17 protein-coding genes and 1 pseudogene are annotated in these 24,589 nt (G+C 70.7%); 10 read left to right on the top strand and 8 right to left on the bottom strand.

What is annotated here, in order from left to right; genetic code table 11:
• Positions 1-143: 143 nt before the first annotated feature.
• On the top strand, positions 144-356 hold the full coding sequence (locus CP967_RS21905) for a hypothetical protein (protein ID WP_229888358.1): 213 nt from the start codon (positions 144-146) through the stop codon (positions 354-356).
• A gap of 213 nt (positions 357-569) precedes the next feature.
• Positions 570-3,707, top strand: a complete 3,138-nt coding sequence (locus tag CP967_RS21900) for a DEAD/DEAH box helicase (RefSeq protein ID WP_150489603.1) — start codon at positions 570-572, stop codon at positions 3,705-3,707.
• A 638-nt stretch (positions 3,708-4,345) separates the two neighbouring features.
• Here CP967_RS21900 and CP967_RS21895 read toward each other — a convergent pair.
• From CP967_RS21895 to CP967_RS21880, 4 genes are all read right to left on the bottom strand, one after another.
• Entirely contained in the window at positions 4,346-4,555 is a 210-nt protein-coding gene (locus tag CP967_RS21895) for a DUF397 domain-containing protein (protein ID WP_150489602.1), read from the bottom strand.
• The gene (locus CP967_RS21890; RefSeq protein ID WP_150489601.1) at positions 4,552-5,454 is read right to left on the bottom strand and encodes a helix-turn-helix domain-containing protein; all 903 of its coding nucleotides are present in this window, start codon (positions 5,452-5,454) and stop codon (positions 4,552-4,554) included. Before CP967_RS21890 ends, CP967_RS21895 begins: the two co-directional genes overlap by 4 nt.
• A 294-nt stretch (positions 5,455-5,748) precedes the next feature.
• Complete coding sequence (locus CP967_RS21885) at positions 5,749-6,405, bottom strand: lysophospholipid acyltransferase family protein (protein ID WP_150489600.1); 657 nt, start codon at positions 6,403-6,405, stop codon at positions 5,749-5,751.
• Between the two features lie 148 nt (positions 6,406-6,553).
• Complete coding sequence (locus CP967_RS21880; protein ID WP_150489599.1) at positions 6,554-7,063, bottom strand: hypothetical protein; 510 nt, start codon at positions 7,061-7,063, stop codon at positions 6,554-6,556.
• Between the two features lie 180 nt (positions 7,064-7,243).
• Between CP967_RS21880 and CP967_RS34340 the strand changes: the two genes are divergently transcribed.
• Together CP967_RS34340 and CP967_RS21870 are read left to right on the top strand one after the other, a co-directional pair.
• The gene (locus CP967_RS34340; protein ID WP_208838875.1) at positions 7,244-9,751 is read left to right on the top strand and encodes a SpaA isopeptide-forming pilin-related protein; all 2,508 of its coding nucleotides are present in this window, start codon (positions 7,244-7,246) and stop codon (positions 9,749-9,751) included.
• Positions 9,752-9,894: 143 nt separating this feature from the next.
• On the top strand, positions 9,895-10,638 hold the full coding sequence (locus CP967_RS21870) for a L,D-transpeptidase (RefSeq protein WP_150489598.1): 744 nt from the start codon (positions 9,895-9,897) through the stop codon (positions 10,636-10,638).
• Between the two features lie 137 nt (positions 10,639-10,775).
• Here the strand turns inward: CP967_RS21870 and CP967_RS21865 are convergent, their stop codons facing one another.
• On the bottom strand, positions 10,776-12,407 hold the full coding sequence (locus CP967_RS21865) for a carboxylesterase/lipase family protein (RefSeq protein ID WP_150489597.1): 1,632 nt from the start codon (positions 12,405-12,407) through the stop codon (positions 10,776-10,778).
• Between the two features lie 533 nt (positions 12,408-12,940).
• Between CP967_RS21865 and CP967_RS21860 the strand changes: the two genes are divergently transcribed.
• The 3 genes from CP967_RS21860 to CP967_RS21850 all read left to right on the top strand — a co-directional run bounded on the left by CP967_RS21860 (position 12,941) and on the right by CP967_RS21850 (position 16,639).
• Positions 12,941-14,155, top strand: coding sequence for a MarR family transcriptional regulator (locus CP967_RS21860; RefSeq protein ID WP_150489596.1), 1,215 nt, complete (start codon positions 12,941-12,943; stop codon positions 14,153-14,155).
• Positions 14,156-14,290: 135 nt separating this feature from the next.
• The gene (locus tag CP967_RS21855) at positions 14,291-14,713 is read left to right on the top strand and encodes a hypothetical protein (protein ID WP_150489595.1); all 423 of its coding nucleotides are present in this window, start codon (positions 14,291-14,293) and stop codon (positions 14,711-14,713) included.
• Between the two features lie 246 nt (positions 14,714-14,959).
• Positions 14,960-16,639 (top strand): cellulase family glycosylhydrolase, encoded by a 1,680-nt coding sequence (locus CP967_RS21850; RefSeq protein ID WP_150489594.1) that lies wholly within the window; start codon positions 14,960-14,962, stop codon positions 16,637-16,639.
• A 233-nt stretch (positions 16,640-16,872) separates the two neighbouring features.
• Here the strand turns inward: CP967_RS21850 and CP967_RS21845 are convergent, their stop codons facing one another.
• Positions 16,873-17,223 carry a dihydrofolate reductase family protein gene (locus CP967_RS21845; RefSeq protein WP_425281758.1) on the bottom strand — a complete coding sequence of 117 codons (351 nt, stop codon included), beginning with the start codon at positions 17,221-17,223 and terminating at the stop codon, positions 16,873-16,875.
• Between the two features lie 42 nt (positions 17,224-17,265).
• On the opposite strand from CP967_RS21845, the pseudogene CP967_RS34760 reads away from it, so the two are divergent.
• Together CP967_RS34760 and CP967_RS35140 are read left to right on the top strand one after the other, a co-directional pair.
• Positions 17,266-17,418 (top strand): annotated as a pseudogene (locus CP967_RS34760) (TetR/AcrR family transcriptional regulator); the annotation flags it as partial.
• A 201-nt stretch (positions 17,419-17,619) separates the two neighbouring features.
• Positions 17,620-21,222 (top strand): WD40 repeat domain-containing serine/threonine-protein kinase, encoded by a 3,603-nt coding sequence (locus CP967_RS35140; RefSeq protein WP_150489593.1) that lies wholly within the window; start codon positions 17,620-17,622, stop codon positions 21,220-21,222.
• Positions 21,223-21,357: 135 nt separating this feature from the next.
• Here CP967_RS35140 and CP967_RS21830 read toward each other — a convergent pair whose 3' ends face one another.
• Complete coding sequence (locus tag CP967_RS21830) at positions 21,358-22,293, bottom strand: SGNH/GDSL hydrolase family protein (protein WP_150489592.1); 936 nt, start codon at positions 22,291-22,293, stop codon at positions 21,358-21,360.
• On the bottom strand, positions 22,280-22,849 hold the full coding sequence (locus tag CP967_RS21825; RefSeq protein WP_150489591.1) for a PadR family transcriptional regulator: 570 nt from the start codon (positions 22,847-22,849) through the stop codon (positions 22,280-22,282). Before CP967_RS21825 ends, CP967_RS21830 begins: the two co-directional genes overlap by 14 nt.
• A gap of 259 nt (positions 22,850-23,108) precedes the next feature.
• Here CP967_RS21825 and CP967_RS21820 point away from each other — a divergent pair, with 259 nt between their 5' ends.
• Positions 23,109-24,467: an SGNH/GDSL hydrolase family protein gene (locus tag CP967_RS21820; RefSeq protein ID WP_150489590.1), complete on the top strand. Its 1,359-nt coding sequence runs from the start codon at positions 23,109-23,111 to the stop codon at positions 24,465-24,467.
• The last annotated feature ends 122 nt before the right edge of the window (positions 24,468-24,589 follow it).

Below are 24,589 nucleotides of genomic sequence, written 5' to 3'. Positions count from 1 at the left end.
ACTCCCGGCTCCCCGGCCGCGCCCGGTGTCCGTACCGCGCGCGCCGCACCCGGCGCGTCCGCGGCCTTCGCCGCACCCCCTGTCCCCTCCGACCCGGCCCGGGAGCCCGGCGGTGACCGCGGCCGGCCCTCCCGGGGTCTCGCGTGCCGCGTCGGCATACGGCGCCCCGCCGGGCAGGCGTCGAACTGGAGTCCCTGGCCCGGCAGGACACCGGGATGTCGGCCGAGGAGTGGATGACCGCCGACGAACCCCGCATGGACGCCGTCCAGACGCCGGGCTCCTCCCCGGTCCTGTCCACCCTCTTCGACGGGGCGGCTTCGACCTGGAACTGGGCACCCTCTTCGAGTTCGGCTTGACCCGGGTCCTGGACGGGGTGGAGGCGCTGCCGGGGGGCGGGGGATGAGCGGCCGGGGAAGTACACACAGGTCAGCCCTCACCAGCGAGCGTGGTCCTACCGAGCCTGTTGTCGACCGGCGCCGACCTTCTTGAGCCGCTCACCTGACGCTCGGCGTGTCAGTCCCCCTTGATACAAATGCGCACAGCAGGTTACGAGATGAGGGGACTCGGCCATGTCCAGCAGCTCCGCCCAGACAGCCCCGGTCGTCGGGTTGTACGAAACGCTCATCACCCGCCGCCTCCAGGAGCGCCTGAAGCAGCTCGACCACACGGGCCGAGAACCCATTGACGCCCTCGTGGGGGAAGAGTCCGCGCCTCATGTACTCGCACGCCACGTCGGTGACATCGTGCGACGTATCCTCCAAGGTCTCTCTCCAGCGGAGCAAGTGATCGCTGCCAACCAGATCCTGGAGTCGCTCAACACCATTGAGGGCGCGGCACAGTGGGTCGATCTGATCACGGACGGGCCGCGCCAGCTTCTTTCGGTGGCCGAGCAGGAGGCCCCTGGCGTTTATGCGATCCGCCCGGCTACACCCCTCTCCGAGACTGCGCTGATCACCAACTCCCCCGAGGACCCGAGTCTCGGCTTCGAGCTGCGGGCCGAGCTCGCTACGGCCGATCGCGTCGACCTCCTTTGTGCATTCGTAAAATGGCACGGCCTCCGCGTCCTTGAATCGTCCCTGGCCTCGGCCCATGCGCGAGGTGTGCCGATCCGGGTGCTGACCACTACATACATCGGCGCCACCGAGCGCCGCGCCCTGGACCGCCTCGTCCGCGACTTCGGCGCCGAAGTAAAGGTCAATTACGAACTCCGCTCCACACGGCTGCACGCCAAAGCGTGGCTCTTCCGCCGCGACAGCGGCTTCGACACCGCCTATGTAGGCAGCTCAAACCTCTCCAAGGCAGCCCTTCTCGACGGGCTCGAATGGAACGTACGCCTGTCCTCCGTGGCCACACCGTCCGTTCTGAACAAGTTCGAGGCCACATTCGACGCGTACTGGAGCGACCACGCCTTCGAGACGTACGACCCGGATTCCGATGCTCAACGCCTCGACGAGGCACTGTCGCATGCAAGCGGTTCCGGCCAGCCCGCCCGCAACACCATCACGCTCTCCGGCCTCGAAGTCCGGCCATACCCGCACCAGCGGGATATGCTCGAACGTCTCGAAGTCGAACGTACAGTGCACGACCGCCACCGCAACCTGCTGGTGGCTGCCACTGGGACCGGCAAGACGGTGATGGCCGCATTGGACTACAAGCGGCTACGCCATGCATTCGGCCAGGATTTGAAGCTGCTTTTCGTGGCCCACCGCAAGGAAATCCTTGAACAATCACTGCGTGTCTACCAGAACGTTCTGATCGACGCGAACTTCGGCGAGCTATTTTTCGCCAGCGAGAACCCAAACCGCTGGAATCACGTATTCGCTAGCGTTCAATCCCTCAATGCCCAGACCCTGGAACGCTTCACCCCCGACCACTTTGACGTCATCGTCATCGATGAGTTCCACCACGGTACCTCCCCCACGTACCGAAAGATCTTGGATCACTTCGAGCCCAAGGAACTTCTCGGACTCACTGCAACCCCAGAGCGCATGGACGGCCAGAACGTCCAGGACGAGTTCTTCGGCGGTCGCATCGCCGCCGAGATGCGCCTCTGGGAAGCTCTGGAGAACGAACTCCTGAGCCCTTTCCACTACTTCGGCATCACCGACAACACCGACATGACAGCGGTCGCCTGGAAACGCGGCGCGTACGACTCATCGGCACTCAGCAACATCTTCACCGGCAACGAAGCACGCGCGAGGCTCGTCGTGCAAGCAGTGATGGACAAGGTGACCGATCCCGGGTCCATGCGAGCCCTGGGCTTCTGCGTCTCGGTGGATCACGCCCACTTCATGGCGGACTTCTTCCGGCGCGCCGGCATCAAAGCTCTCGCGCTCTCGGGAGAGACCCCGCGTCATGAGCGTAAGGCCGCCCTGGAACAGCTTCGCTCTGCGGATCTCCAAGTGATCTTCTCCGTGGACCTGTTCAATGAAGGGCTCGATGTCCCTGATGTGGACACCTTGCTGCTCCTGCGCCCCACTTCCAGCGCCACTGTCTTCCTTCAGCAACTGGGACGGGGGCTGCGCCGCACCGAAGACAAGGCCGTGCTCACCGTTTTGGACTTCATCGGCCAGCACCGGAAGGAATTCCGGTTCGAGGAACAGTTCCGCGCACTGACCAACTTGACCCGAAACCGTCTCCTGTCAAGCATCGAGAAGGGGTTTCCTCAGCTTCCGTCGGGCTGCCAGATCGTCCTTGAGTCAAAGGCCAAGGATTTGATCATAGACAACATCCGCAGTCAGATCGGCGTCAATGTCACACAGCTCGCACGCGAGGTTGCCGCCTACGCCCAGCCACGCCTTGCCGACTACCTCAGAGAGAGCGGTCGGTCGCTGAAGGAGCTGTACCGTGGCAACGGGAACTCATGGACGGGCCTCCTCCGCCGCGCAAATCTGCTGGCTCCATCCGGGCCTGACGGCGAGACGGCGCTCCTGAAGCGCATGTCCGCCTTCCTCCACGTGGACGACCCGCTTCGTGTCGGCCATTACACCCGCCTCCTGACTGATGACGCACCCGCCTACGACGACCTCACAGAGACAGAGCAGGCGTTCGCCCGCATGTTCTTCTTCTCCCTGTGGCCACTGGGCGGAGGCTTCGACAGCTACCAGGCCGGCTTTGACACGTTGCGCCCCCAAAGCGCATTTCGCGATGAGTTGCGCCAAGTGCTGGACTGGGTACTGGGCGAGGCCGACCACCTCCCCCTCCCCCTCCTCGGCACTCAGGCAAGCCTCCCCCTGACAGTTCACTCTTCGTACAGCCGCGAGGAGATCCTCCCTGCACTGGGGCAGTCCGTCACAGGCGGCTTCATGCCCGGACATTTCCGGGAGGGCGTGAAGTGGTGCGAGAACATCCAGACCGATGCCCTCCTCATCACGCTGGAGAAGGACGAGAAGGACTTCTCTCCGGAGACCAGGTATAAGGACTACGCACGCAACGACTTCCTGTTCCACTGGGAGTCCCAGAACCAGACGTCAGAGTCCTCACCGACAGGAATGCGCTACCAGAACCACAAGAGCATGGGCTCGCACGTCCTTCTTTTCGTCCGCCGGTACAAGAAGACCGACATCGGGGGCCCGCAGCCCTGGATGCTCCTGGGCCCCGCCGAGTACGTCGAGCATGAGGGGAGCAAGCCCATGGGCATCATCTGGAAGTTGCGGCACCAGATTCCCGCAGACGTACTGACCTACTCGGCAATCGCCGCAAGTTGACCTCTGCGTTCCTGGCAGCCGCAAGGGCGGCGCGATCAACATTCGATCTCGTCGCCAGCCTTGCGGGGCGGTCCCTCCGCCAGGCGTCGCCAGACATCACCGCCGCGGAGCAGGTGGAGACGGCGCCGACCTATCAGCGCGGATGAGGGTACGCACCTGCGAGATAGCCACCGGTCTGCTGACGCGTGCCGGGGTGAATGTCGCGTTGGACCCATGCGCCTGAGCACAGCGCTCCCATGCACGCCGACGGCTGCCGCTCAAGTTCCGGCGGCCACCGGCCGAAACCATACTGATCAACGCTGCCAGACGTGCCGACAAGCAGGCGGTGCTGAACATCACCGCGGCTCTCAGCCGGGCCGGCCGGCACGAGGACGTCGCTTGCCTGCTGGCCGCTGCCGCCCAGTGAGAGATGCCCGGCCCAACCGCGTGCGAAGTCCCTCCGAGGACTGAGGAACCACAGGACGGGCTCTGCGGGGAGCGCACTGTCCGGTGCCAGGGCATTCATGCCGTGATCTTCCGCGGCGAACACATCTCTCGCGGTTTCGCCGGCACGCCTTCACACTGCCCAGGCCGAGGTCCGGACATGGCGCCGCTCCCTGACGCCAGGACCGGAGGGAGCGGCGTCGGAGCGTGTGTGCTCAGCTTCCCGACAGGTGTGAGACGAGGTCTGCCCATGCGGCCGGCGTGACAGCCAGAGCGGGTCCCGATACGTGCTTGGAGTCCCTGATGTGGACGGCACCGGGGCTGGTCGCGACCTCGACGCAGTCGCCTTCGTTGCCATTGCTGCTGTAGCTGCTCTTGAACCAGGCCAGCCCGGAAGCGCCTTGCGCGGAGGTTCTGCGAGTCATGTCTCTCCCAGCACTTTCTCGACGAGGGCCAGGCTCTCCCGGGGGTTGAGAGCCTCGGCCCGGATGATCCCGTACCGCAGCTCAAGGATACGAAGTTGCTTCGCATCGGTCACGGGGCGTCCGTTGAACGCACCCTGTGAACGTCCCACCGCCGTGCCGTCCGTGAATTTCAGCACGGTGATGTCCCCGTCCATCCCGGGGTGCGCCTCACGGTGTGTGGGCATCACCTGCAGCGTCACGTTTCGCAGCCGTCCGATCTCCAGCAGGCGTCCGAGTTGCCGCCGCCACTCCGCCACCCCTCCAATGGGGCGTCTGAGCGCCGACTCCTCCTGCACAAAGCCGAGGGCCGGCGCGGGCAGCCGGTCGAAGATCGCCTGCCGTGCCATGCGCGCGGCCACCATCCGCTCCACCTCATCCTGCGAGTACGGAGGCTGCCGGGCCTCGAACAAAGCCCGCGCGTGGCCAGGAGTCTGCAGCAGGCCGTGGAGACCGTGCGCTACATAAGCGGCGATCTCAACAGACCTCGCCTCTACGCCCGCAAGGTCCCGCACCTTTTTCGGGTACCGGACCTCCGCCACATCCCCCTTCATCATGGCGATCTTCCCGCCCGCACCCAGTACCTCGTCCGCCTTGTCCAGGAACTCAGGCCGGGGGATGCGCTTGCCTCCCTCCACCTTGTAGACCAAGCCCTCGCCGTACCCGATCGCGGCCCCGAACTCGCCGGCCCGCATGCCCACCGACTCCCGCCATGCCTTGATCTGGCGCCCCACCGTGGCGACCACCGCCGCCCCCGGCTCGTCGTCTGGGTCAACCTCCCAGCCGGGCTCGTCAGTCTCGCCGCTCCCGCACCCCGCGTCCGCCTCGCCCGTGCTCACCCGTGCCCCGCTTCCGACGTGCATGCCGCGCTCACCCGCCCTCTGCCATCCCGGTACGTCCTCTCAGACAGCCGGAACAGCACTGGCCAGCACGGGCAATCGCCTTACGTAACCGCCCCATCACACTTCACGGTACGCGCGCCCGCCACCCTGGGTAATGGCACCCAGAGAATCGCTCGAACTGAACATCCGGCTCCCGGAGGGAAGTTCACCTGGCTGTTCCCCTTACCGTGCTCCACTGCGCCAACAGGAATTACCACCATCGGGTCACAGAGATCCACGCTCCGGTGAACTGCGACGTGCTGCCGCCGAATACCCTCACGCGGCCGTCTCCCCCAGGCTGCGGGCCGCCGTGTGCCAGGCCGTGGTGACGGCTCGGTGGGCCGCTTCGCTCGCCGCCGCCACGTCCGTCGGGAGCCGCACCGGGGTGCCGATGTGGACGTGGAGGCGGGGGCGGCGGGCCGGGGCGGTGAGGAATCCGGCCAGTTGCTTGCAGTTGCCGCCCGAGGAGATCCGGCGGGCTCCGGCCTGGCCGACCGGGATCACGGGTACGCCGGTCGCCGCGGCGAGCCGTGCGACACCGCTCCGGAACGCGGCCGGGGCCGCTTCGCCGGCGTCCCGGCGGAGCGGCAGGCGGCCTTCGCCGTAGATGAGTACGTGACGGCCCTCGCGCAGGACGGCCGCGGCCCGGTCCAGCGCGTCGGCCGCGTGGGCGGTACGCCGGTGGACCGGCACATGGCCGCCCCGGTCGAGCAGCCGGCCGAGGAGCGGGACACGCCAGAGCCCGGCGGTGGCGAGGACGACGGGTTCGATGCCCGTCCGGTGCAGCGCGGCGAGGACGACGCCGGGGTCGGCCAGGGAGGTGTGGTTGGCGACCAGGATCCCCGGGGCACGGAGGGCGGCCGGCTCTGCCGACGTCGAGGTCGTCAGCCGGCCCATGGCCGGAACGATGCGGGAAGCGAGGTGACTGAGCACGGTGGTCCTGTGGCTGTGTCTCGGACGGTTGGTGCTCTCATCGTCGCGGCGGGGAGCGGCGGGAGCCTGAGTACGTGTACTCGTTCGCATCGAGCGTTACGGGGAGGCGGCTGAGTCCTCGTACGCGCGCCCGGGCGGGGCCCGGCGGTCAGCCCGCGTCGTCCGCTTTCCCCTGTACGGCTCGCGTCCCGCGCCGGACACGCGTGGCGCGGCGTTCCGACTCGATGGCCGCGGTGGCCCCTGTCCCGGCGGCCGCCAGCGCGAGGAGGGCCGCGGAGGGTCCGACGTAACCGGGCACGGTGTCGGGGGTGTAGCCGCCGCCGTCGGTGGTCTCGCAGACGAACCGCAGTGGCAGGTAGGACACGTGGTAGTCGATGACGTGGTACCACCGTGCCTCGTCGCTCGTCCGGCAGGACGGGATCGGGGACGAGCTCGTGCCGCCGTCCTCCGCTTCCAGGACCGCGCCGGCGACGTGCAGCATGCCCCAGGCGTGCATGCCGACCGCGAGCGCCGCCAGGACGGCGGCGGCGCAGCGGAGCCTGATCTCGCGCCCCGCCTGCCGTACGCCGAGCCGGCCGAGGGTGCCGCAGCCGTACCCCAGGAGGGCGAAGACGGCGATGGCGGCGAGCGGGAGGAACAGCAGGAGCAGATATGCCATCGGGCGAGTCCACCAGCGCGTGGCCCGGGCGGAGGTGACGGAGGCCACAGTTCCGGCAACAGGGGCGTCACAGTCATGAGATTCATGCGGAGTAACACAAATAGCTGCAAACAGTTGCCAAACGGCCCAAGTCGGGTGTCGTGCTCCGCGAGCCCGGGAAACCGTCGCGATGCTGCCGGAATGAGAGATTTCAGGAAACGCCTCTCGGCGTTGCGCGCACGGGCGGGGGCCACCGGGCTGGCCTGCGCCGTCGCCGCCACGGCGGCACCCGCGCTGGTGTTCGGCGCGGCCGCACCGGTCGTCGCGGCTCCGCTGCCCGGCGGGCTGGGGCCGTGTGTGCCCGGCGACTGTCCCGACCCGTTCCCGGGCATCAACAACGGTCCGATCGCGGGCCGGGACAACGCCATCAACCTCTACGTCGGCAACGACTTCTTCGTACGGGGAAGCGCCGTGGAGGCGGAGGGGCGGGTCGTCGTCCTCGATGACGTCGATGTCGACAGGAACACGGCGGACGGCGGCAGCTATTTCGTGGGCGAGGCCGGCGTCGGCTCCCGGGTACCGCCCCCGATCAGTGCGGACTGGCTCACCGCGGGCCATGACATCACGATCGCCGACGGTCAGCAGGTCGTCGCGGAGGACGGTGTCGTACGGTACGGCGGGACCCTCACCGGGACGGTGGTCGCGTCCGAGGTGGTGAACGACCCGAACGCGGCCGCCCCGTACACGGCGCTGCGCGACCAGCTCACCGAGGCGAGCCAGTGCTACGCGCGTATCGACGGCCAGACCCGCCCGGCCACGGGCACCGCGGTCAACGAGGTTTTCCAGACCACCTTCACGGGTGACGGTACGTCCGCGCTCCAGGTGTTCAACGTCGACTTCGACATGACGGGCGTCGGCGGCGCGCAGCAGGGCGTCGTCTTCGAGAACATCCCGGCCGGCGCGACGATCCTCGTCAACGTGATCGGCGCCGATCGGACGATCAACACCTACAGCGGTGGCATCGACGACGCGACCGACCCGCTCAACGCCTACCGTGAGCGGCTGCTGTGGAACTTCCCCGACGCCACGACGGTGAGCCTGAACGGGACCGGGCAGTTCCAGGGCAGCTTCCTGATCGGCAACCAGGCCTCCGACACGGAGGTCACGCTCCCGGGCGTCAACGGCCGTTTCTTCACGACCGGTTCGCTGACACACACGAGTGCGGCCTCGGGCGGTGGCGGCCAGGAGTTCCACGCGTACCCGTTCAACGGTGACCTGCCGGACTGCGGGTCCACGCCGCCGGTCACCGGTGACGTCAGCATCCTGAAGACCGACTCGGAGACCGGTGCCCCGCTCGCCGGAGCCGACTTCGAACTCTGGGAGGAAACCAACAACACCGACGGACTCCAGACCACCGGAGCCAACCCCGACACCCTGATCGACACCTGCACCACCCCAGCCGACGGCACCTGCACCAACACCGTCCCCACCGGCACCTACTACTGGCTGGAAACCCAAGCCCCCGACGGCTACGACCTCCCCGCCCCCAACATCTTCGGCCCCCTCACCCTCACCGAGGACAACGCCGAAAACGGCATCACCCTCACCGCCGAGAACACCCCCGTCGACGAACCCCCCGTCACCGGTGACGTCAGCATCCTGAAGACGGACTCCGAAACCGGCGACCCGCTCACCGGAGCCCACTTCGAACTCTGGGAGGAAACCAACAACACCGACGGACTCCAGACCACCGGAGCCAACCCCGACACCCTGATCGACACCTGCACCACCCCAGCCGACGGCACCTGCACCAACACCGTCCCCACCGGCACCTACTACTGGCTGGAAACCCAAGCCCCCGACGGCTACGACCTCCCCGCCCCCAACATCTTCGGCCCCCTCACCCTCACCGAGGACAACGCCGAAAACGGCATCACCCTCACCGCCGAGAACACCCCCACCGACGAACCCCCCGTCACCGGTGAGGCCACTGTCGTCAAGACGGACGTGGAGACGGGTGCGACGCTGGCCGGTGCGGAGTTCGAGCTGTGGCGTGAGACCAACGGGACCGACGGTCTCCAGACCACCGGGATCAACCCGGACACCCGGGTGGGCGGCGTCTGCACCACGCCCGCGGACGGCACCTGCACCAGCACAGGTCTCCCCCTCGGTGACTACTACTGGCGCGAGACCCAGGCCCCCGAGGGCTACGACCTCCCCGACCCCAACGTCTTCGGCCCCTTCGCCGTGACCGAGGAGAACGCCGAGGAGGGTGTCACCACCACCGTCGAGAACACTCCCACCGCCACGCCTCCCACGGGTGGGATCGATGTGGTCAAGACGGACGCCAAGAACGGCGAGCCGCTCGCCGGGGCCGTCTTCGAGCTCTGGGAGGAGACCAACGACGTTCCCGGTCTCCAGACGACCGGGGCCGACCCCGACACCCGGATCGGCAACGGGTGCTCCACCGACGAGGCGGGCCGCTGCTCCTTCCAGGACCTGGAGCAGGGTTCCTACTACCTGCTGGAGACCGCGGTTCCCGAGGGGTACGTCCTGCCGCGTGACCCGGTGACCGGCCCTCTCGTCCTGGACGAGGACACCGTCGAGGACGGCATCACGGTCGAGCTGAGCAACGAGCGCGGCGAGCCGGGCAAGGGCAAGGGCGACGACAAGGAGTGCGAGGAAGAAGGCGGGAAGGACTACAGCTAGGACGCCGTCCGGCCTCCCGTCCCGCCCCACCGTATGACCCACCTGTCACCGGTTCGGCCCTCCCTGAGTGGGGGGCCGGGCCGGTGAACGTGATTCTGGGAGCAGTTGTCTGACGAATCGTCACATCACGTTCGGGAGGAATCATGCGACCGGGAAGCACCGCGAGGAACGCCAGGACCGCCAGGTCCACGAGGACCGCGAGGACCGCGACCGCGCTCACGCTGAGCTGCCTGACCCTGCTGGGTACGGCCGCGACGGCCGGCGCCCACGCCCCGGCCGTCGCGGGCGCCAAGGCGTGTACGGCGGGCACGGGCCCGTATCAGCGTCCGCTGGAGAAGTACCTGGGCCGCCCGGTGGACGGTACCCAGTCCACCGCCGACTGCGAGGCGATCCGCGCCTTCCAGGTCGAGCACGACGTGGAGACCACCAACGGTTACGCCTCCCTCGCCACGTACCGCACCATGGTCGCCGCCGAAGCAGCCGACGACCCGAACGCGGACGGCGACTGCCCGGTCCGGAAGGAGCGCGTCACCTGTGTCGATCTCGACCGCCAGTTGCTGTGGGTGCAGACGTCGGACTCCGTCGACTTCGGGCCCGTACCGATCCGCAGCGGCCGGGACACCGAGGAGACCCGGCTCGGCTGGCACTCGGTCTACTGGCGCTCGCGCGACCATGTGTCCACCATCTACAACAACGCCCCGATGCCCTACTCGCAGTTCTTCGACGGCGGCCAGGCCATTCACGGGCGTCTCGACCCGCTGTACGACGGCGGGGGCTCGGCCGGCTGCGTCAATCTGTCGCTGGACAACGCGGAGAAGCTCTGGAACCTCCTCGATGTCGACGACCTGGTCTACATCTGGGGCGCCAAGCCGGGCACGGCGGACTGAAACCGGCGGACTGAAACCGGTGGGCCGGAATCCGTGAGCCGGCATCCGTAGGGCGTGGTCCCGCGCCCCGCAGGCCCGTGGACCCGTGGCCTGGGGGCCGGGGGCCACGGGCCGGGGCCGGGCCCGGCCGCGTACCGTCAGCGCAGGGACTTCCAGAAGCCGTAGTGGTGCTCCTCGGCGAAGTCGACCCCGTGGACGCCTCCCGGCCCCGAGGCGAGCGACCGGACGTTGGGGGACGCCGGTGTGGTGGGCTTCCAGGCGGCCTCACCGGTCCGGGCGAAGTCGGTCCAGATGTCGATCATCTTGTCGGAGAGTCCGCGCTGGGCCCGGGTGAGCGGTTCGAAGTCATCGAGTTCGAAGAGGTAGGGCAGCTCGAAGGTGTGCGCGGCACCCATCAGGAACCCGGGCTTCGCGTACACGGGGTCCGTGTACCAGGGGACCTCCTCGTCGGCGAACTCGTAGGAGTACGTCCGCACATGGCGGGACAGCGCGCGGCCGGTCTCCACGCTGTACTGCGCCCAGTGGCCGTCGGTCAGGGCTGCGGCGAGTGCCCGCGCGGGTGAGCCGCCGTAGTCCTCGACCGGGTAGCGGGCGGCGATCGCCCCGGCCTTCTCGCTGCCGAACTCGTCCTCCAGGTGGGCGCGGTAGTCGGCGGCGTCGAGTCGTGCGTCAGGGTCGCCGGTCTGCGCCCGCTTGATCGCTTCGAGGTTGTACACACCGGCCGCGTCCTCCTGCCGGTTGATGCCCTGGAGCACCGGGACCTGGTTGAAGCGGCCCGTGGCGAACGCCTCGGCGGGGGTACGGGGGAGCAGGGCGCCGCCGTAGGAGGGGGCGTACGCCGGCCCCGTACCGAAGGGGTGGACGAGTTGTCCGGGAAGAGCGGTACGCCAGTCCTCCGCACCGTTCTCCTCGATCTCCGCGACGGCCGTGGCGCCTTGGGCCAGGGCGTCCTCGCGGTCTCGTCGGCCGTCCGTGGGCGTGGTGCAGGCGGCGCTCTGGAGGATGACCCGGTCGAAGAGGCCGGCGGAGGACGGGGCGGCCATGTGCGCGCAGGCACTGTAACCACCGGCGGACTGGCCGAAGAGCGTGACGTTGTCCGGGTCGCCGCCGAAGGCGGTGGCGTTGCGCTGCACCCAGCGCAGGGCCGCCTGCTGGTCGAGGAAACCGTAGTTGCCGGACTCGCCGTTCTTCTCCAGCTCCGGGTGGGCGAGGTAGCCGAGGGCGCCGAGCCGGTAGTTCACCGTCACCACGACCACGTCTCCCCGCGAGGCCAGCCGGTTCGCCCCGTGCATGGCGCCCTCGCCGTCCGTGTGGTCGCCACCGTGCAGGTACACCATGACGGGCCGGGGCCGCGCAGCTGCGGTGCGCGGAGTGGTGACGTTGACGAACAGGCAGTCCTCGGTCTCGGAGTGAGGACCGAGCGGGCCTATGGAACCGGTCTGCGGGCAGGCCGACCCCGGCTCGGTGGCGTCGCGGACGCCGTCCCAGCGGCGGGCGGGGGCGGGCGGAGCCCATCGGCCCGGCCCTGTGGGCGGGGCGGCGTAGGGGATGCCCTGGAAGGTACGCGCGTCTTCGGCCACCCGGCCGCGCACGACGCCCTTGTCGGTACGCACCCGTACGGGCTCGGCGCGACCCGGTGCCGTGACAGCCTCGGACACGGTGAGGGAGGACGGCCCGGTGGCCGCCGCCGCGCCGGTGGTGCCCATGGCGGTCACTGTCCCCAGGACCAGGGAGCCGCTGATGAATGCCTGTGCTGTTCGCTTCAACATGGTGACGAAGCTAGGGAGTTGGCTGCGGAGAGGTGAGCCGGGCAGCCGCCCGACCCGGGTGGGGCCAGCCCCACCCGGGTCGATACCGCCAGCACCTCCCGGGAGCGGAGGCGGGGGGCGGGGCAGGAGCCGGGGCTCGGGGCCCGGATCCCGGGGCTTGGGTCTTGGGTCTCAGGGCTCGGGGCCCGAAGTCCGGGCCCGGGGATCCTCACTCTTCCGGGGGACAACCGGCCGCCACCTCCCGGCGCTTGAGCTCCGGGATCCGGGGGCCGGGCCCCAAGACCCGGACTCCGGGATCCGAGGTTCGAGCGGTGTTGTTCATCCGGGGGGGCAGGAAGGGTTTCCAAAGAGGGAAAGAGGAAACCTCCCCACCCTCCCTACCCCGTCACGGCCAGCAAGTATGACTAATCGTGAGCGACTTGCAGCGGAGAGTCGCGGCTGCTTACGGTGCCCTCGACGAAGCGACCCCGACACGGTGTAAGCAGCACCGGCCGGGGTCTCACCCAAGATCGACACCGTAGAAAGGCGATCTCGTGGCTGTTCAGCACTTTAACGCCGCCCTGCCCGCCGCCGCAGTACCACCCCCGCCCCGCAGGGCCCGTCCCGGCTACGGCAAGCAGACCGTTCACGGCCAACGCGCCTCCAGTTCTCAGGACTTCGCCTTCCTCCCCGAGCGCGAGCGTCATATCGCCGGATACCTCGACCGCCTGCCCGACGGGGCCGCCATGGACATCAAGTCCCTGGCCAAGGACCTCCCCCTGTACGGCCAGATGGCCATCGGCAGCGCCCTGCGCGCCCTCGCCGTCGCCGGGCACCTGCGCCGCGTACACCGCCGCATCAAGACCGACGGACAGTACCGGTGGGTCACCCGCACCCACTGGTCCCGCACCGCACACGACAACGAGTGGTGGACCGCCCACCTCGCCACCGAGGCCAGGGCAGGGGCTCCCGAGGGCGGACCAGGGGTCTTTGAGGGCGGGACCGAGGCAGCTACCTCCGTGGAAAGGGCCAAAACGGCTACCGGCACACAGGAGCTCCCGGCCGGATGCGCGGCGACTCCCCTCCCCGCAGCCGCAGACCGGCCCGCGGTCACCCCCGCCCCGCCGACCACCCCCGCGCCGCAGACCACTCCCGCCCCGCAGACCGCGCCCGCACCCACGCCCGTACCGGTGGCCGGCTCCGCGCCCCTCCCCCTCGTACCGCACCAGCGTGCTCAGGACCCCGCCGAGCGTCCGGTACCGCCGCAGGCTCCGCCGCCCACCGCCGCCGCAGCGGTGCCCGGCTCCCCCTCTCCCGCCTACCTCGCGCTGGCCCGACTCGGCCACCGCGAGCCGCGCCTGGCCCTCTCCGCCGCCGACTGCGCCGCCCTGGAACCGCTGGCCGCCGCCTGGTTCGCACGCGGTGTCAGCGCCGACTACCTCACCCACGCGTTGACCTCAGGCCTGCCCCAGCAGGTCGGCTCCCCCGTCGGCCTCGTACGCCGCCGCCTCACCGACAAGATCCCGGCCCGGCTCCCGTCGTCCCCGGCCCCGGGCGCGTCCGGCACCCCCGTACGCCGCCTCCTCGTCGAGTGCGCCGAGTGCGGGCGGCCCGGCCCGGCCGAAGCCCTGCCGGACGGCCTCTGCCGCCTCTGCCGCACGACCCCGCCGCCCGTGGACGCGGCAGCGGCCCCACCGGCGCCCTCCACGGACCGGGACATCAGCGCGTACGTCGAGATCCTCCGCCACCGCCACCGCGCCTCCCGGTGACAGAGCCCCCTCGGTCCATCCCGAAGCCCCGACTACGCAGGGCGGTTGAACTGCCGGGCGATGGCAGTCATCACGCGCGTACCTCCGTACGGGCGCTCCCTGGCGCGCACCCGGGATTCGTGTTCGCGTCTGCGGATGCCCTACGAAGAAGCACTGGCCGAGCGGCTCCGTGAAGCGGGGTACGCCGTGAAGCACGTCGAGAAAGCCGACGGAGGGGTGGTCGCCGCAGGCAACATCGTCGCCGCCCGCGCCGGAGCACCCACGCTCATCGACCCGGCCGCCTCCTGCTCCTGGCCCGAGGCCGACATCAGCACCCTGTGGTGTTCCACGCGATCCCCCGCCACCGACCGGTTCTTCACGGTCGACCAGGCCGTCGCCGGGCTCCCGGACGGCTGGGAGGAACGGATGCCGGTCCTCAACCTCCGGGAACTCCTCAGCACCCTCGCCCACGGCGACGACCACCGGGACGCCGCCGAAGTCGTACGGGAACTCATCGCACCGTTCCGGAGCAGAAACGGGGGCAGAGGCAGGAGCGGAGGAGGGAGGGGCGGGAGCTGAGGCGAGGGGCGGCAGTGGGAGCGGAGACGGAGGCAGCGTCTGCCGAACCGTCTTCGATCTCAATCGAACACGTCCGATGTCTTGACGTGCCCCTGACTCGGTGGCTTGATAGGAGCGCACCGAATGGGAGCGCTCCCACGAAGTGCTTCCGCCCTCCCCGCGTATGCACCCCCATGCGAACGCCCCCTGAACCACGCTTGATCGCCGCTTGATTTTCTTGATCCCCTCACTCTCTCTGGAGCCGCAGTGAGAACAGCAAGAAGTACGGCACGCAGAAGTCCCGTCGCCGCCCTGATGACGGCGCTGGCCACACTCATCGGACTACTCGCCCTCGGTGCTCTCGGACCCGCCACGGCGCAGGCGAGCGAGCGGGACGAGCAGGCGGGGGCGCTCGCCACCGGCCTGCACATCAGTGACGGCCGCCTGGTCGAAGGCAACGGCAACGACTTCGTCATGCGGGGCGTCAACCACGCCCACACCTGGTATCCGGGCGAGACGCAGTCGCTGGCCGACATCAAGGCGACCGGCGCCAACACCGTCCGCGTCGTCCTGTCCGACGGGCACCGCTGGAGCGAGAACAGCCCGGCGGACGTCGCCTCCGTCGTCGCCGAGTGCAAGGCCAACCGGCTGATCTGCGTCCTGGAGGTGCACGACACCACCGGGTACGGCGAGGACGCCGCCGCCGGGACCCTGGACCACGCCGCGGATTACTGGATCGGGCTGAAGGACGTACTCGACGGCGAAGAGAACTACGTCATCATCAACATCGGCAACGAGCCCTGGGGCAACACCGACCCGGCCGGCTGGACCGCTCCGACCACTGCGGCGATCCAGAAGCTCCGCAACGCCGGTTTCGAGCACACGATCATGGTGGACGCGCCGAACTGGGGCCAGGACTGGCAGGGCGTCATGCGCGCCAACGCCCAGGCGGTGTACGACGCCGACACCACCGGCAACCTGATCTTCTCGATCCACATGTACAGCGTCTACAACACCGCCGAGAAGGTCACCGACTACCTCAACGCGTTCGTGGACGCCGGACTTCCGCTGCTCATCGGTGAGTTCGGAGGCCCCGGTGACCAGTGGGGCGACCCGGACGAGGACACCATGATGGCGACCGCCGAGGAGCTGGGGCTCGGTTACCTCGCCTGGTCCTGGAGCGGGAACACCGACCCGATCCTCGACCTGGTCCTCAACTTCGACCCGGCGCAGATGACTTCCTGGGGTGAGCGGATCTTCAACGGTCCGAACGGCATCGCCGAGACCTCCCGTGAGGCCACGGTCTTCGGCGGCTCCGCCGGCGACACCGAGGCCCCGACCGCACCCGGCACCCCGGCCGCCTCGGCCGTGACGGACACCTCCGCCGAGCTCAGCTGGGCGGCCGCCACGGACGACGTCGGCGTCACCGCGTACGACGTGGTCCGGATCGACGGCGGCACGGAGACGAAGGTCGCCTCCTCGGCCACCACCTCCGTCTCGGTGACCGGCCTGGAGGCCGGGACCGCGTACACCTTCGCGGTGTACGCCCGGGACGCGGCCGGCAACCGTTCGGAACGCTCGGGCACCGTGCAGGTCACCACCGACGAGGGCGGCACCGCCCCCGTGGGCACCTGCTCGGTCGGCTACCGGATCGTCGGGCAGTGGCCGGGCGGCTTCCAGGGCGAGCTGACCATCCGCAACACCGGCACCACGGCCATCGACGGCTGGACACTGGGCTTCGCCTTCCCCAACGGCCAGACCGTCTCCAACATGTGGGGCGGGACCCCGGCACAGTCCGGCTCCGCGGTGACCGTCACCCCGGCCGGGTACACGTCGACGATCACGGCCGGCGGTTCGGTCACGGTCGGCTTCACCGGCAGCCACACCGGCACCAACACCGCGCCGAGCGCCTTCACGCTCAACGGCGGTGCCTGCACCACGGCCTGATCCATCCGGCCGTTCACGATCCACGCCGACCGGCAGGGGCGTTCCATCCCCGCATCCGTCCCTGCCGGTCGGCGTGCAGGCGCGTCCCGCGCCCCCTCCCCGGCGTCCCTCGTCCCCGCCGGGCGCCCGGCGCCCGGGACCGGCCCACCGGCACCCGCCGCACCTGCCGCACCTGCGGCGCTTCCGGGACGTGCGGCGCCCGCGGGGTCACCGCCGGATGTACCGGGTGACCGTCACCCCGTTGTCGAACAGGGTGCGGTCGGCCACGTCGAAGACGGTGGGGTCGAAGCCCCCGTCGGACACCGGGACCCCGCCCCCGCCACCACCGGGTAGCTCTTGACGATCATCTCGTCGAGCTCGGGCAGCAGCACCCCGGCCAGCTTGCCGCCCCCGCACAGCCAGATGTCCAGTCCCCCTTCCTCCTTCTTGAGAGCGCGGACCAGGCCGAGAGGGTCCCGGCCCACGACGGTCACGGCCGGGTCGACCTCGCGGTCGAGGGTGGTGGAGACGACGTACTGGCGCAGGTGCGCGTACGGACTGGTGATGCCGTTGTCGTAGGCGGGACGGTAGCTGCCGAGCCCCATCAGGACCGTGTCGAAGCGCCGGTTGGGCGCGTCCGTGAGACCGGCGACCCCACCGCGGTCCGGCTCCTCTACCTGGCGGTCAGCTGGCTCATCGTCGAACAGCTCACCCTGCCCGACGTGTTCACCGAGGCGGAGCGCGTGGAACTGGTCACGGCGGCGGTCGCCCGTATCGTCCCGGCCGGCACCCCGGCCTGAGTCCCCGCCCCCGGCCGCACCCGCCCCGCCCCCGCACGGACCCGGTCCCGCCGCCCCGCCCGGCTCCGCGCCGATCCGACACCGCCCCGTGACCGGTTCCCCATGGCCCCGGCCTCCTGTCGGCTGTTCAATAAGCCCAGGGACGACAGGAGTTGAACCGGTGCGACGCCCGGTGACCGGCCCGCGGGGGATGGGGGACTGATGGGGAAACCGCTCACGCCGAACGATCCGGAGCGGATCGGCGCGTACGTACTCGCGTCGCGGCTCGGCCAGGGCAGCCAGGGGCTGGTGTACGAGGCGTACGACGCCCAGGGCACCCGGGTCGCCCTGAAGACGCTGCTCCACGACGCCCACGAGTCGCTGCGCAGCCGCTTCGCCAAGGAGCTGGCGGCGGCCCGGCGGGTGGACTCCTTCTGCACCGCCCGCATCCTGGACGCCTCCCTGGACGCGGAGGTGCCGTACATCGTCAGCGAGTACATCTCCGGACCGACGCTCGCGGCCCGGGTGTACGAGGACGCCCCGCTCCCCGAGAACGCGGCCGTCCGGCTCGCGCTGGGGGTGGCCACCGCCCTGGCCGCGATCCACGAGGCGGAGGTGGTGCACCGGGACCTCAAGCCGGGCAACGTCGTCCTGGGCCCGGACGGGCCTCGGGTCATCGACTTCGGCATCGCCCGGGCACCGGACATGTCGCTGACGAACACCGACGGGGTCATCGGCACCCTCGGGTACATGGCGCCGGAGGTACTGGCCGGGAAGCCGGCAACATACGCCTCGGACGTCTTCGCCTGGGGAGCACTGGTGCTCTTCGCCTTCACCGGTACGGAGCCGTTCCGCGGGGAGAACTTCGCCGAGGCGGTCTACCGCACCGTGCGGGTGCGTCCCGATCTGTCGGCCCTGCCGAGGCGGCTGCGCCCCCTGGTGTCGGCGGCGCTCTCCCAGGACCCCGGACTCCGGCCGCTCGCGACCGAGCTGCTGATGGGGCTGGTCGGCGGGAGCCCGGCCTCCGCCGATCCGCGTCTCGCCCTGCTGGACGCGGGGGCGTCCGGTGCGGCGACCCCCGCCGACCAGCGGCCCGCGGAGGACCCCTCCCCCGACCTCGGGGCGCGGGCCGAGAGCGCGTTCGCCGCACTGCCGGCCTCGGTACACGGTGCCGTACGGGAGTTGCTGATGCGCCTGGTGGTGCCGGGCAGCGCCCCGGACGGTTCCCAGGACACGGTGCGGACCGCGTCGCACGCCGAACTGTTCGCGGAACGCACGGAGGAGGAGGCGGAGCCGTCGCGCCAGGCCGTCACCGCCCTGGTGGGCGGCGGCCTCCTCCTGGCGGAACCGGACGGCGCGGTGCGGCCGGTCAGCGCCGCACTGCTGCGGGCCTGGCCGAGGCTGCGCGCGTGGACCGACGAGGACCGCGCCGCGCTGCCGGTACGCCACCAGGTGGGGAGCGCGGCGGCGCAGTGGGAGGGTTCGGGCCGCCGGTCCGACGACCTGCTCGGCGGTTCGTCGTTGCGCAGGGCACTGGACTGGGCGGCGACGTCCCCGCCGCATCTGCGGCTCAGCCCGCTGGAGCGCCGCTACCTCGAAACGAGCAGGCAGCACGGCACCCGGGCCGCGAGACGGCAGCGCAGACTGCTGTCCGGTCTGGCCGTGCTCCTGGTGACCGCGCTGGTGGCGGGCGGTCTCGCCTGGCAGCAGCAGAGACAGAACGCGCTCCAGCAGGCCCGCGAGCAGGCGGGCACCATGGCCGAGGCCGCCGACCGGCTCCGGGTGGCGGAGCCCGCGACCGCGATGCTGCTCAGCGTCGGGGCCTGGCGGCTGTCCCCCACCCCGGCCGCGCGGGCCGCGCTGTACGCCGCCTCGGCCCAGCACCAGGCGGACGCCCTGCTGATGCCGAGGGCCGAGAACGGCATGTACCAGCGCCACGCCCTGTCCCCCGACGGGCACCGGCTGCTCAGGGTCGTCGACCAGCACATCGAGGCGTGGGACGTACGGAAGAAGCGCCGGACGAGCCGGGTGCCGCTGCCGGGATCCCCCGGCCAGGCCGTGGAGTGGGCGGCCGACCCGGCCCTGCGGGTGGTCGCCGTCGTCGAGGACGAGGGGGTCCGGCTGGTGGAGGCGGAGAGCGGCACCGCGCTCGGGAAGCCGCTGGACGTCCCTTCCGGTCTGACGGTGGACAGCGTGGCCGCGGACGGCACGGTGCTGCTGGCCGGTTCGTCCGACGCTCCCCGCACCCAGGTGTGGCGCACCTCGGGCGGCCACCGGCTGGTGTTCGACATGCCGTACGGGCCGAACACGAACCTGGTGGCGCTGTCGCCCGACGGATCACGGGTCGCCTACTGCGAGGACGGCGTACCGGCGCTCTGGGACCTGCGGGGCGCCGAGCCCGCCGAGGTACCGCTGGGCCCCGCCGGTGAGCTGTGGGGGTGCGACGACAGGGAGGGGGACGTGCTGTTCAGCCCGGACGGGAAGAAGGTGGCGATGGGCGGAGGGGAACTCGCGATCTGGGACGCCGCCGGAGGGAAGACGCTCGGGACGGGGACGGCCGAGAGCGGAGCGGTGTTCAGCGACGACGGACGCTTCCTCGTCTCGAGTTCGACGGAAAACGGCATCGAGATACGGCCCGCGTCGGAAGCGGTCGCCCCATTGTTCCGGGACTTCCGGCCCGGCCAGGAGGGATCGGACGGACGCGACGTCTCGGCGTTCGCCTTCGACGCCGAGGCCCGGAAACTGGTCTTCGCCACCGCCGACGACCTCGTCCTCACACTCGACGTGCCCAGCGCCCTCGCCACCGGATCGCTGAACGGGAGAGCCATGCTCGGGTTCCTCTCCCCCGGCGGGCTCACCGCGGTGCTCCGGCCCTACGAGGTCGACAGCGAGCAGCGGCTGGTGGACATGCGTACGGGGAGAACCATCGGTCCTCCCGTACCGGAACACGAGAACGCCGAGGCGGGCCCCGACAGCAGGGCGGCCCTCAGCCGGGACGGCTCCCTGCTGGCCTTCACCGACTACGACGGTGAGGCCGAGGCGTACCACGTGACGGTCTGGGACGTACGCGAGCAGCGCAGAATCGTCCGTTTCCAGGCGGAGGACGGCGACGGCGAGTACGGCGGCCCCGACCTCTCCCCCGACGGGCGGTGGGTCCTCACCTACGGGAGCAAGGACGGCACGGAGACGGTACGCCTGTGGGACGCCGCGACCGGACGGCACATCCGCGACATCCCCGGCGTGCGCGGGCTCATCACGATCAGCCCCGACGGCTCCCTCCTGATGAGCGGCGGAGGGGACGTGGTGGAACTGCCCTCGGGCAAACGCCGGAAGGACGCGTTCCCCGGCAGCGACATCGATGAGGTGGGCTTCTCCTCCGACGGGAGGACCCTGGCCGCCACCACCCCCTCCGGGCGGGTGGAGATCTGGGACGGCGACGGCAGGGAACGCCGGTTCGTGCTGGTCAGCGGGGCCGTGGTGGGGGGCAGCCACGCGGGCGAACTCCTGAGCTCCCCGGTCGTCTCCGACGACGGGCGCTATCTGGCCGTCCAGGTCGGTGACACGGCCGTCCAGGTGTGGGACCTGGACGCGAGAGTGGCCCTCACCCCGCCCATGTCGGTGGTCGGTGACGGCCTGTTCGGCATCGCCGTCGACGCGGACAACGTGCTGCGCCTGCTGGGGACGGGGGTCTACGCCCAGTCCCTCGACCTCGACCCGGAACGCTCGGTGCAGAAGATATGCCGCCGGGTCGGACGGGACATCACCCGGGGCGAGTGGGACACGTACGCCGGCGGGGCGGCCTACCGTTCCGTCTGTCCGGGGTGACCGGGGCGGGGCCGGAGCGGGGTGGGGCGGACCCGGGGGCGGGGTGAGCGGGCCCGGGGGCGGCCGGGCGAGCCGGGGCAGGGGCGGACGGGGCAGGAGCGGACGGGGGGCGGGACCGCCGCGTGACGCCGCCCCTCAGGCCGGGTCCGGTCCGGGCGCGGGGACCGGGACGGGCGCCCCGGCCACCGGCAGCAGCTCGGGCCGCTTCGCCGTCCGCCCGTCGCCGGAGGACCGGCCGCGCAGCCGGCGCCCGATCCACGGGCCCAGGAACCCGGCCGCCCAGCGCACTTCGGCCCCGGCCGCCCGTAGCCGTGAGGGGGGTTCCCACGGCGGCAGGGGCCGCGCCCAGGAGTCGTCGCTGCCGGACAGCCCGAGCGCGTACGCCGCCGCGGCCGCGATCCGCGCATGGCCCAGCGGACTGGCGTGGAGCCGGTCCTCGCCCCACAGCCGGGGATCGGTGGCCACCGGCAGCGGCGCGAGGTCGGCGACGACCACCCCGTGCCGGGCCGCCGCCGCGCGGATACGGTCGTTGAGGTCGAACACCCGGCCCCGGACCGGCCGGGCGACCGGCGCGATCTTCGCGACGTCGGGGAAGGTCAGGGTCAGCACCCGCGCCCCGCCCGCCGTGAGTTCGGCGAACATCGCCTCCAGATGCCCCGCCACCTCCTCGGCGTCGAACTTCGGCCGCAGCAGGTCGTTGACACCCGCGACGACGGTGGCCAGATCGGGGCGCAGGGCCAGAGCCGGTCCGAGCTGCTCGGCACGGACCTGGCGGGCGACCCGTCCCCGTACCGCCAGGTTGGCGTACCGCAGATCCGGGCCGGCGGCGGCGAGGTGCTCGGCGAGGCGGTCCGCCCAGCCCCGCAGGCCGGCCGCGCCGCCACCGTCGCCGACGCCTTCCGTCTGACTGTCACCCAGCGCGACATAACGCAGATACCGACCGCGCGGACGCTCACCGCCCGGGTGGTCATCGCCCAGGCGCTCACCGCCCGGGTGGTCATCGCCCAGGCGCTCACCGCTCAGGCGCTCACGGCTCAGGTGCTCACCGCGCGGGCGTTCATCGCTCGGCATGGTTCCTCTGCCTCTCCCTCAGCACGCCCGCGGTCCGCAGGCACCAGTCACGGTGGTCCGCCTCCAGGGACAGGCCACGCAGACACGTCAGATACGGCCCGATGCGGTCACCGGTACGCAGGAACTCCTCCTCGGTGGCCCCACCGCGGAGCTTGTGGAGCAGACCGCCGAGCAGTTCGATCCTGGCCTCGGCGGCCGTGGCCCGTTCCTCCAGCTGTCCGATGACCGGGCCGGCGGTGACGCCGTCGACGGCCTGCACCTTCACGAGGAGGTCGTCCCGGATGAAGGACGGCTTGGGTACGTCGGCGGCGAAGCGTTCCAGCTCGGCGTGACCGGCCTCGGTGACGCGGAAGAGTCGCTTGTTGGGGCGGCCCTCCTGGATCACCTGCCGGCCCGCGACCAGCCCTTCCTTCTCCAGCCGGGCCAGTTCGGCGTAGAGCTGCTGGGGCAGGGCGTGCCAGAAGTTCGCCACACCGATGTCGAACGCCTTCGCCAGCTGGTACCCGCTGTACTCCCCGTCCAGCAGTGCCGCCAGCACCGCGTGCCGCAGAGCCATCGCCCGCCACCCCTTCCCCGCCGGGCCCCGCACGGGGCCTTCCACCGCCCCGTGCGCGTGGAACCGCACGCAGAACGTACTCAAGGATAGGACTAGGCAATTAATTGAGTAAGAGGCCTCAACTAGCGAAATATTTCGAACCGTTGACCGAAATTATCGGGGGCGCTAGCCTGCCGCACGGCTCCAGGGCCGTACGCGCACACGCCGCCCGCACCCCCGGACCGGCGCCGCTTCCCACCCACGCAGAGGGAGCACCACCGTGAACCGAAGAACGTCGATCCTCGGCCTGCTGACAGCCGGTGCGCTGACCGCCGGCGCGCTGACCGCAGCCGTCGTCTCCCCGGCACTCGGCGCCGGGGACGGACACGGCCCGGAGGGCTCCCCCGCGCCCACGGAGCGGGGCGCCCACTGGGTGAGCACCTGGGCGTCCATGCCGCAGCTGACGGAACCGGGCAACATGCCCCCGGCGCCGTTCACGGGCGAGCACTCGGTGCTCACCGACGCCACCCTGCGCCAGACGGTCCACGTCACCACCGGCGGCGAGCACATCCGGCTGCGCTTCTCGAACGCGTTCGGCGGTGCGGTGCTGCCGATCAGCGAGGTGACGGTGGCCCTGCCCGAGGGCGGCAAGGCCGGTACGAGCGCGGTCCGGCCCGGCACCACCCACCGGGTGACCTTCCAGGGCCGGTCCTCCGTGTCCGTCCCGGCCGGGGCCCAGGCGGTCTCCGACCCGCTGGACTTCTCACTGAAGGCCGACTCCAACCTCACGGCGACGGTCTACCTCGCCGACGGCCAGGCCTCCACCGCCGTCACCTCGCACCCCGGGTCCCGTACGACGTCCTACCTGAAGTCCGGGGACCACACCGACGCCACGGATCTCACCGGTGCGACGCCCACCGACCACTGGTACTTCCTCAGCGGTGTCGAGGTGTGGTCCCGCCACACCAGTTCGGCGGCCGTCGTCCTCGGCGACTCGCTGACCGACGGCCGGGGCTCGACCACCAACATGAACGACCGCTGGCCGGACCTGCTGCGCGAGCGGCTGGCCACCGGGGCTCCGGCCGGCACGAAGACCGCCGTCGTCAACCAGGCGGCGGGCGGCAACCGCCTGCTCAACGACGGCCTCGGCCCCAACGGCCTGGCCCGCCTGGACCGTGACGTCCTGTCGCAGAGCGGGGTGGACTGGCTGGTCGTCTTCGAGGGGATCAACAACATCGGCACCGCCGGGGCCACGCCCGCCGCGCAGAAGCAGGCCGCGGCCGACGTCATCGCGGCGTACAAGCAGATCATCACCCGGGCCCACGCCCAGCAGATCCGTGTCTACGGGGCGACCCTCACCCCCATCGGCGGGAACACCGGCTACGACGACCCCGGCGGCTACCGCGAGGAGGCCCGGCAGACCGTCAACACCTGGATCCGTACCAGTGGCCGGTTCGACGGCGTCATCGACTTCGACCGCGCGGCCCGTGACCCGCACCAGCCGCGTCAGCTCAGGGCCGCCTACGACACCGGTGACCATCTGCACCTCAACCCCACCGGCTACCAGGCGCTCGCCGACGCGGTCCCCACCCGCCTCTTCCACCGGTCCCCTCTCCCCCGGGGCTTCGGTTACCACTGACGCACCGCACGCCCCCGGACCACCGGGGCCACCGGCCCGCGCAGGCCACGACCCTGTGCGGGCCACGGGTCCGCACAGGGCACCGGTCCGCCCGGGCCACCGGTCCGTATACCGGGAACACG

Source organism: Streptomyces nitrosporeus (genome assembly GCF_008704555.1).
In the GTDB taxonomy this organism is placed as follows: Bacteria; Actinomycetota; Actinomycetes; order Streptomycetales; family Streptomycetaceae; genus Streptomyces; species Streptomyces nitrosporeus.
This window is presented reverse-complemented; position numbering and strand designations above follow the sequence as displayed.

What these genes read in the sequence shown, in the direction of transcription:
- CP967_RS21895 (WP_150489602.1), bottom strand. Translation starts at nt 4,555, where the DNA reads ATGACTCGCAGAACCTCCGCGCAAGGCGCTTCCGGGCTGGCCTGGTTC.
- CP967_RS21880 (WP_150489599.1), bottom strand. Translation starts at nt 7,063, where the DNA reads ATGGCATATCTGCTCCTGCTGTTCCTCCCGCTCGCCGCCATCGCCGTC.
- CP967_RS21870 (WP_150489598.1), top strand. Translation starts at nt 9,895, where the DNA reads ATGCGACCGGGAAGCACCGCGAGGAACGCCAGGACCGCCAGGTCCACG.
- CP967_RS35140 (WP_150489593.1), top strand. Translation starts at nt 17,620, where the DNA reads ATGGGGAAACCGCTCACGCCGAACGATCCGGAGCGGATCGGCGCGTAC.
- CP967_RS34340 (WP_208838875.1), top strand. Translation starts at nt 7,244, where the DNA reads ATGAGAGATTTCAGGAAACGCCTCTCGGCGTTGCGCGCACGGGCGGGG.
- CP967_RS21865 (WP_150489597.1), bottom strand. Translation starts at nt 12,407, where the DNA reads ATGTTGAAGCGAACAGCACAGGCATTCATCAGCGGCTCCCTGGTCCTG.
- CP967_RS21890 (WP_150489601.1), bottom strand. Translation starts at nt 5,454, where the DNA reads ATGCACGTCGGAAGCGGGGCACGGGTGAGCACGGGCGAGGCGGACGCG.
- CP967_RS21845 (WP_425281758.1), bottom strand. Translation starts at nt 17,223, where the DNA reads ATGGGGCTCGGCAGCTACCGTCCCGCCTACGACAACGGCATCACCAGT.
- CP967_RS21900 (WP_150489603.1), top strand. Translation starts at nt 570, where the DNA reads ATGTCCAGCAGCTCCGCCCAGACAGCCCCGGTCGTCGGGTTGTACGAA.
- CP967_RS21855 (WP_150489595.1), top strand. Translation starts at nt 14,291, where the DNA reads ATGCCCTACGAAGAAGCACTGGCCGAGCGGCTCCGTGAAGCGGGGTAC.
- CP967_RS21830 (WP_150489592.1), bottom strand. Translation starts at nt 22,293, where the DNA reads ATGCCGAGCGATGAACGCCCGCGCGGTGAGCACCTGAGCCGTGAGCGC.
- CP967_RS21825 (WP_150489591.1), bottom strand. Translation starts at nt 22,849, where the DNA reads ATGGCTCTGCGGCACGCGGTGCTGGCGGCACTGCTGGACGGGGAGTAC.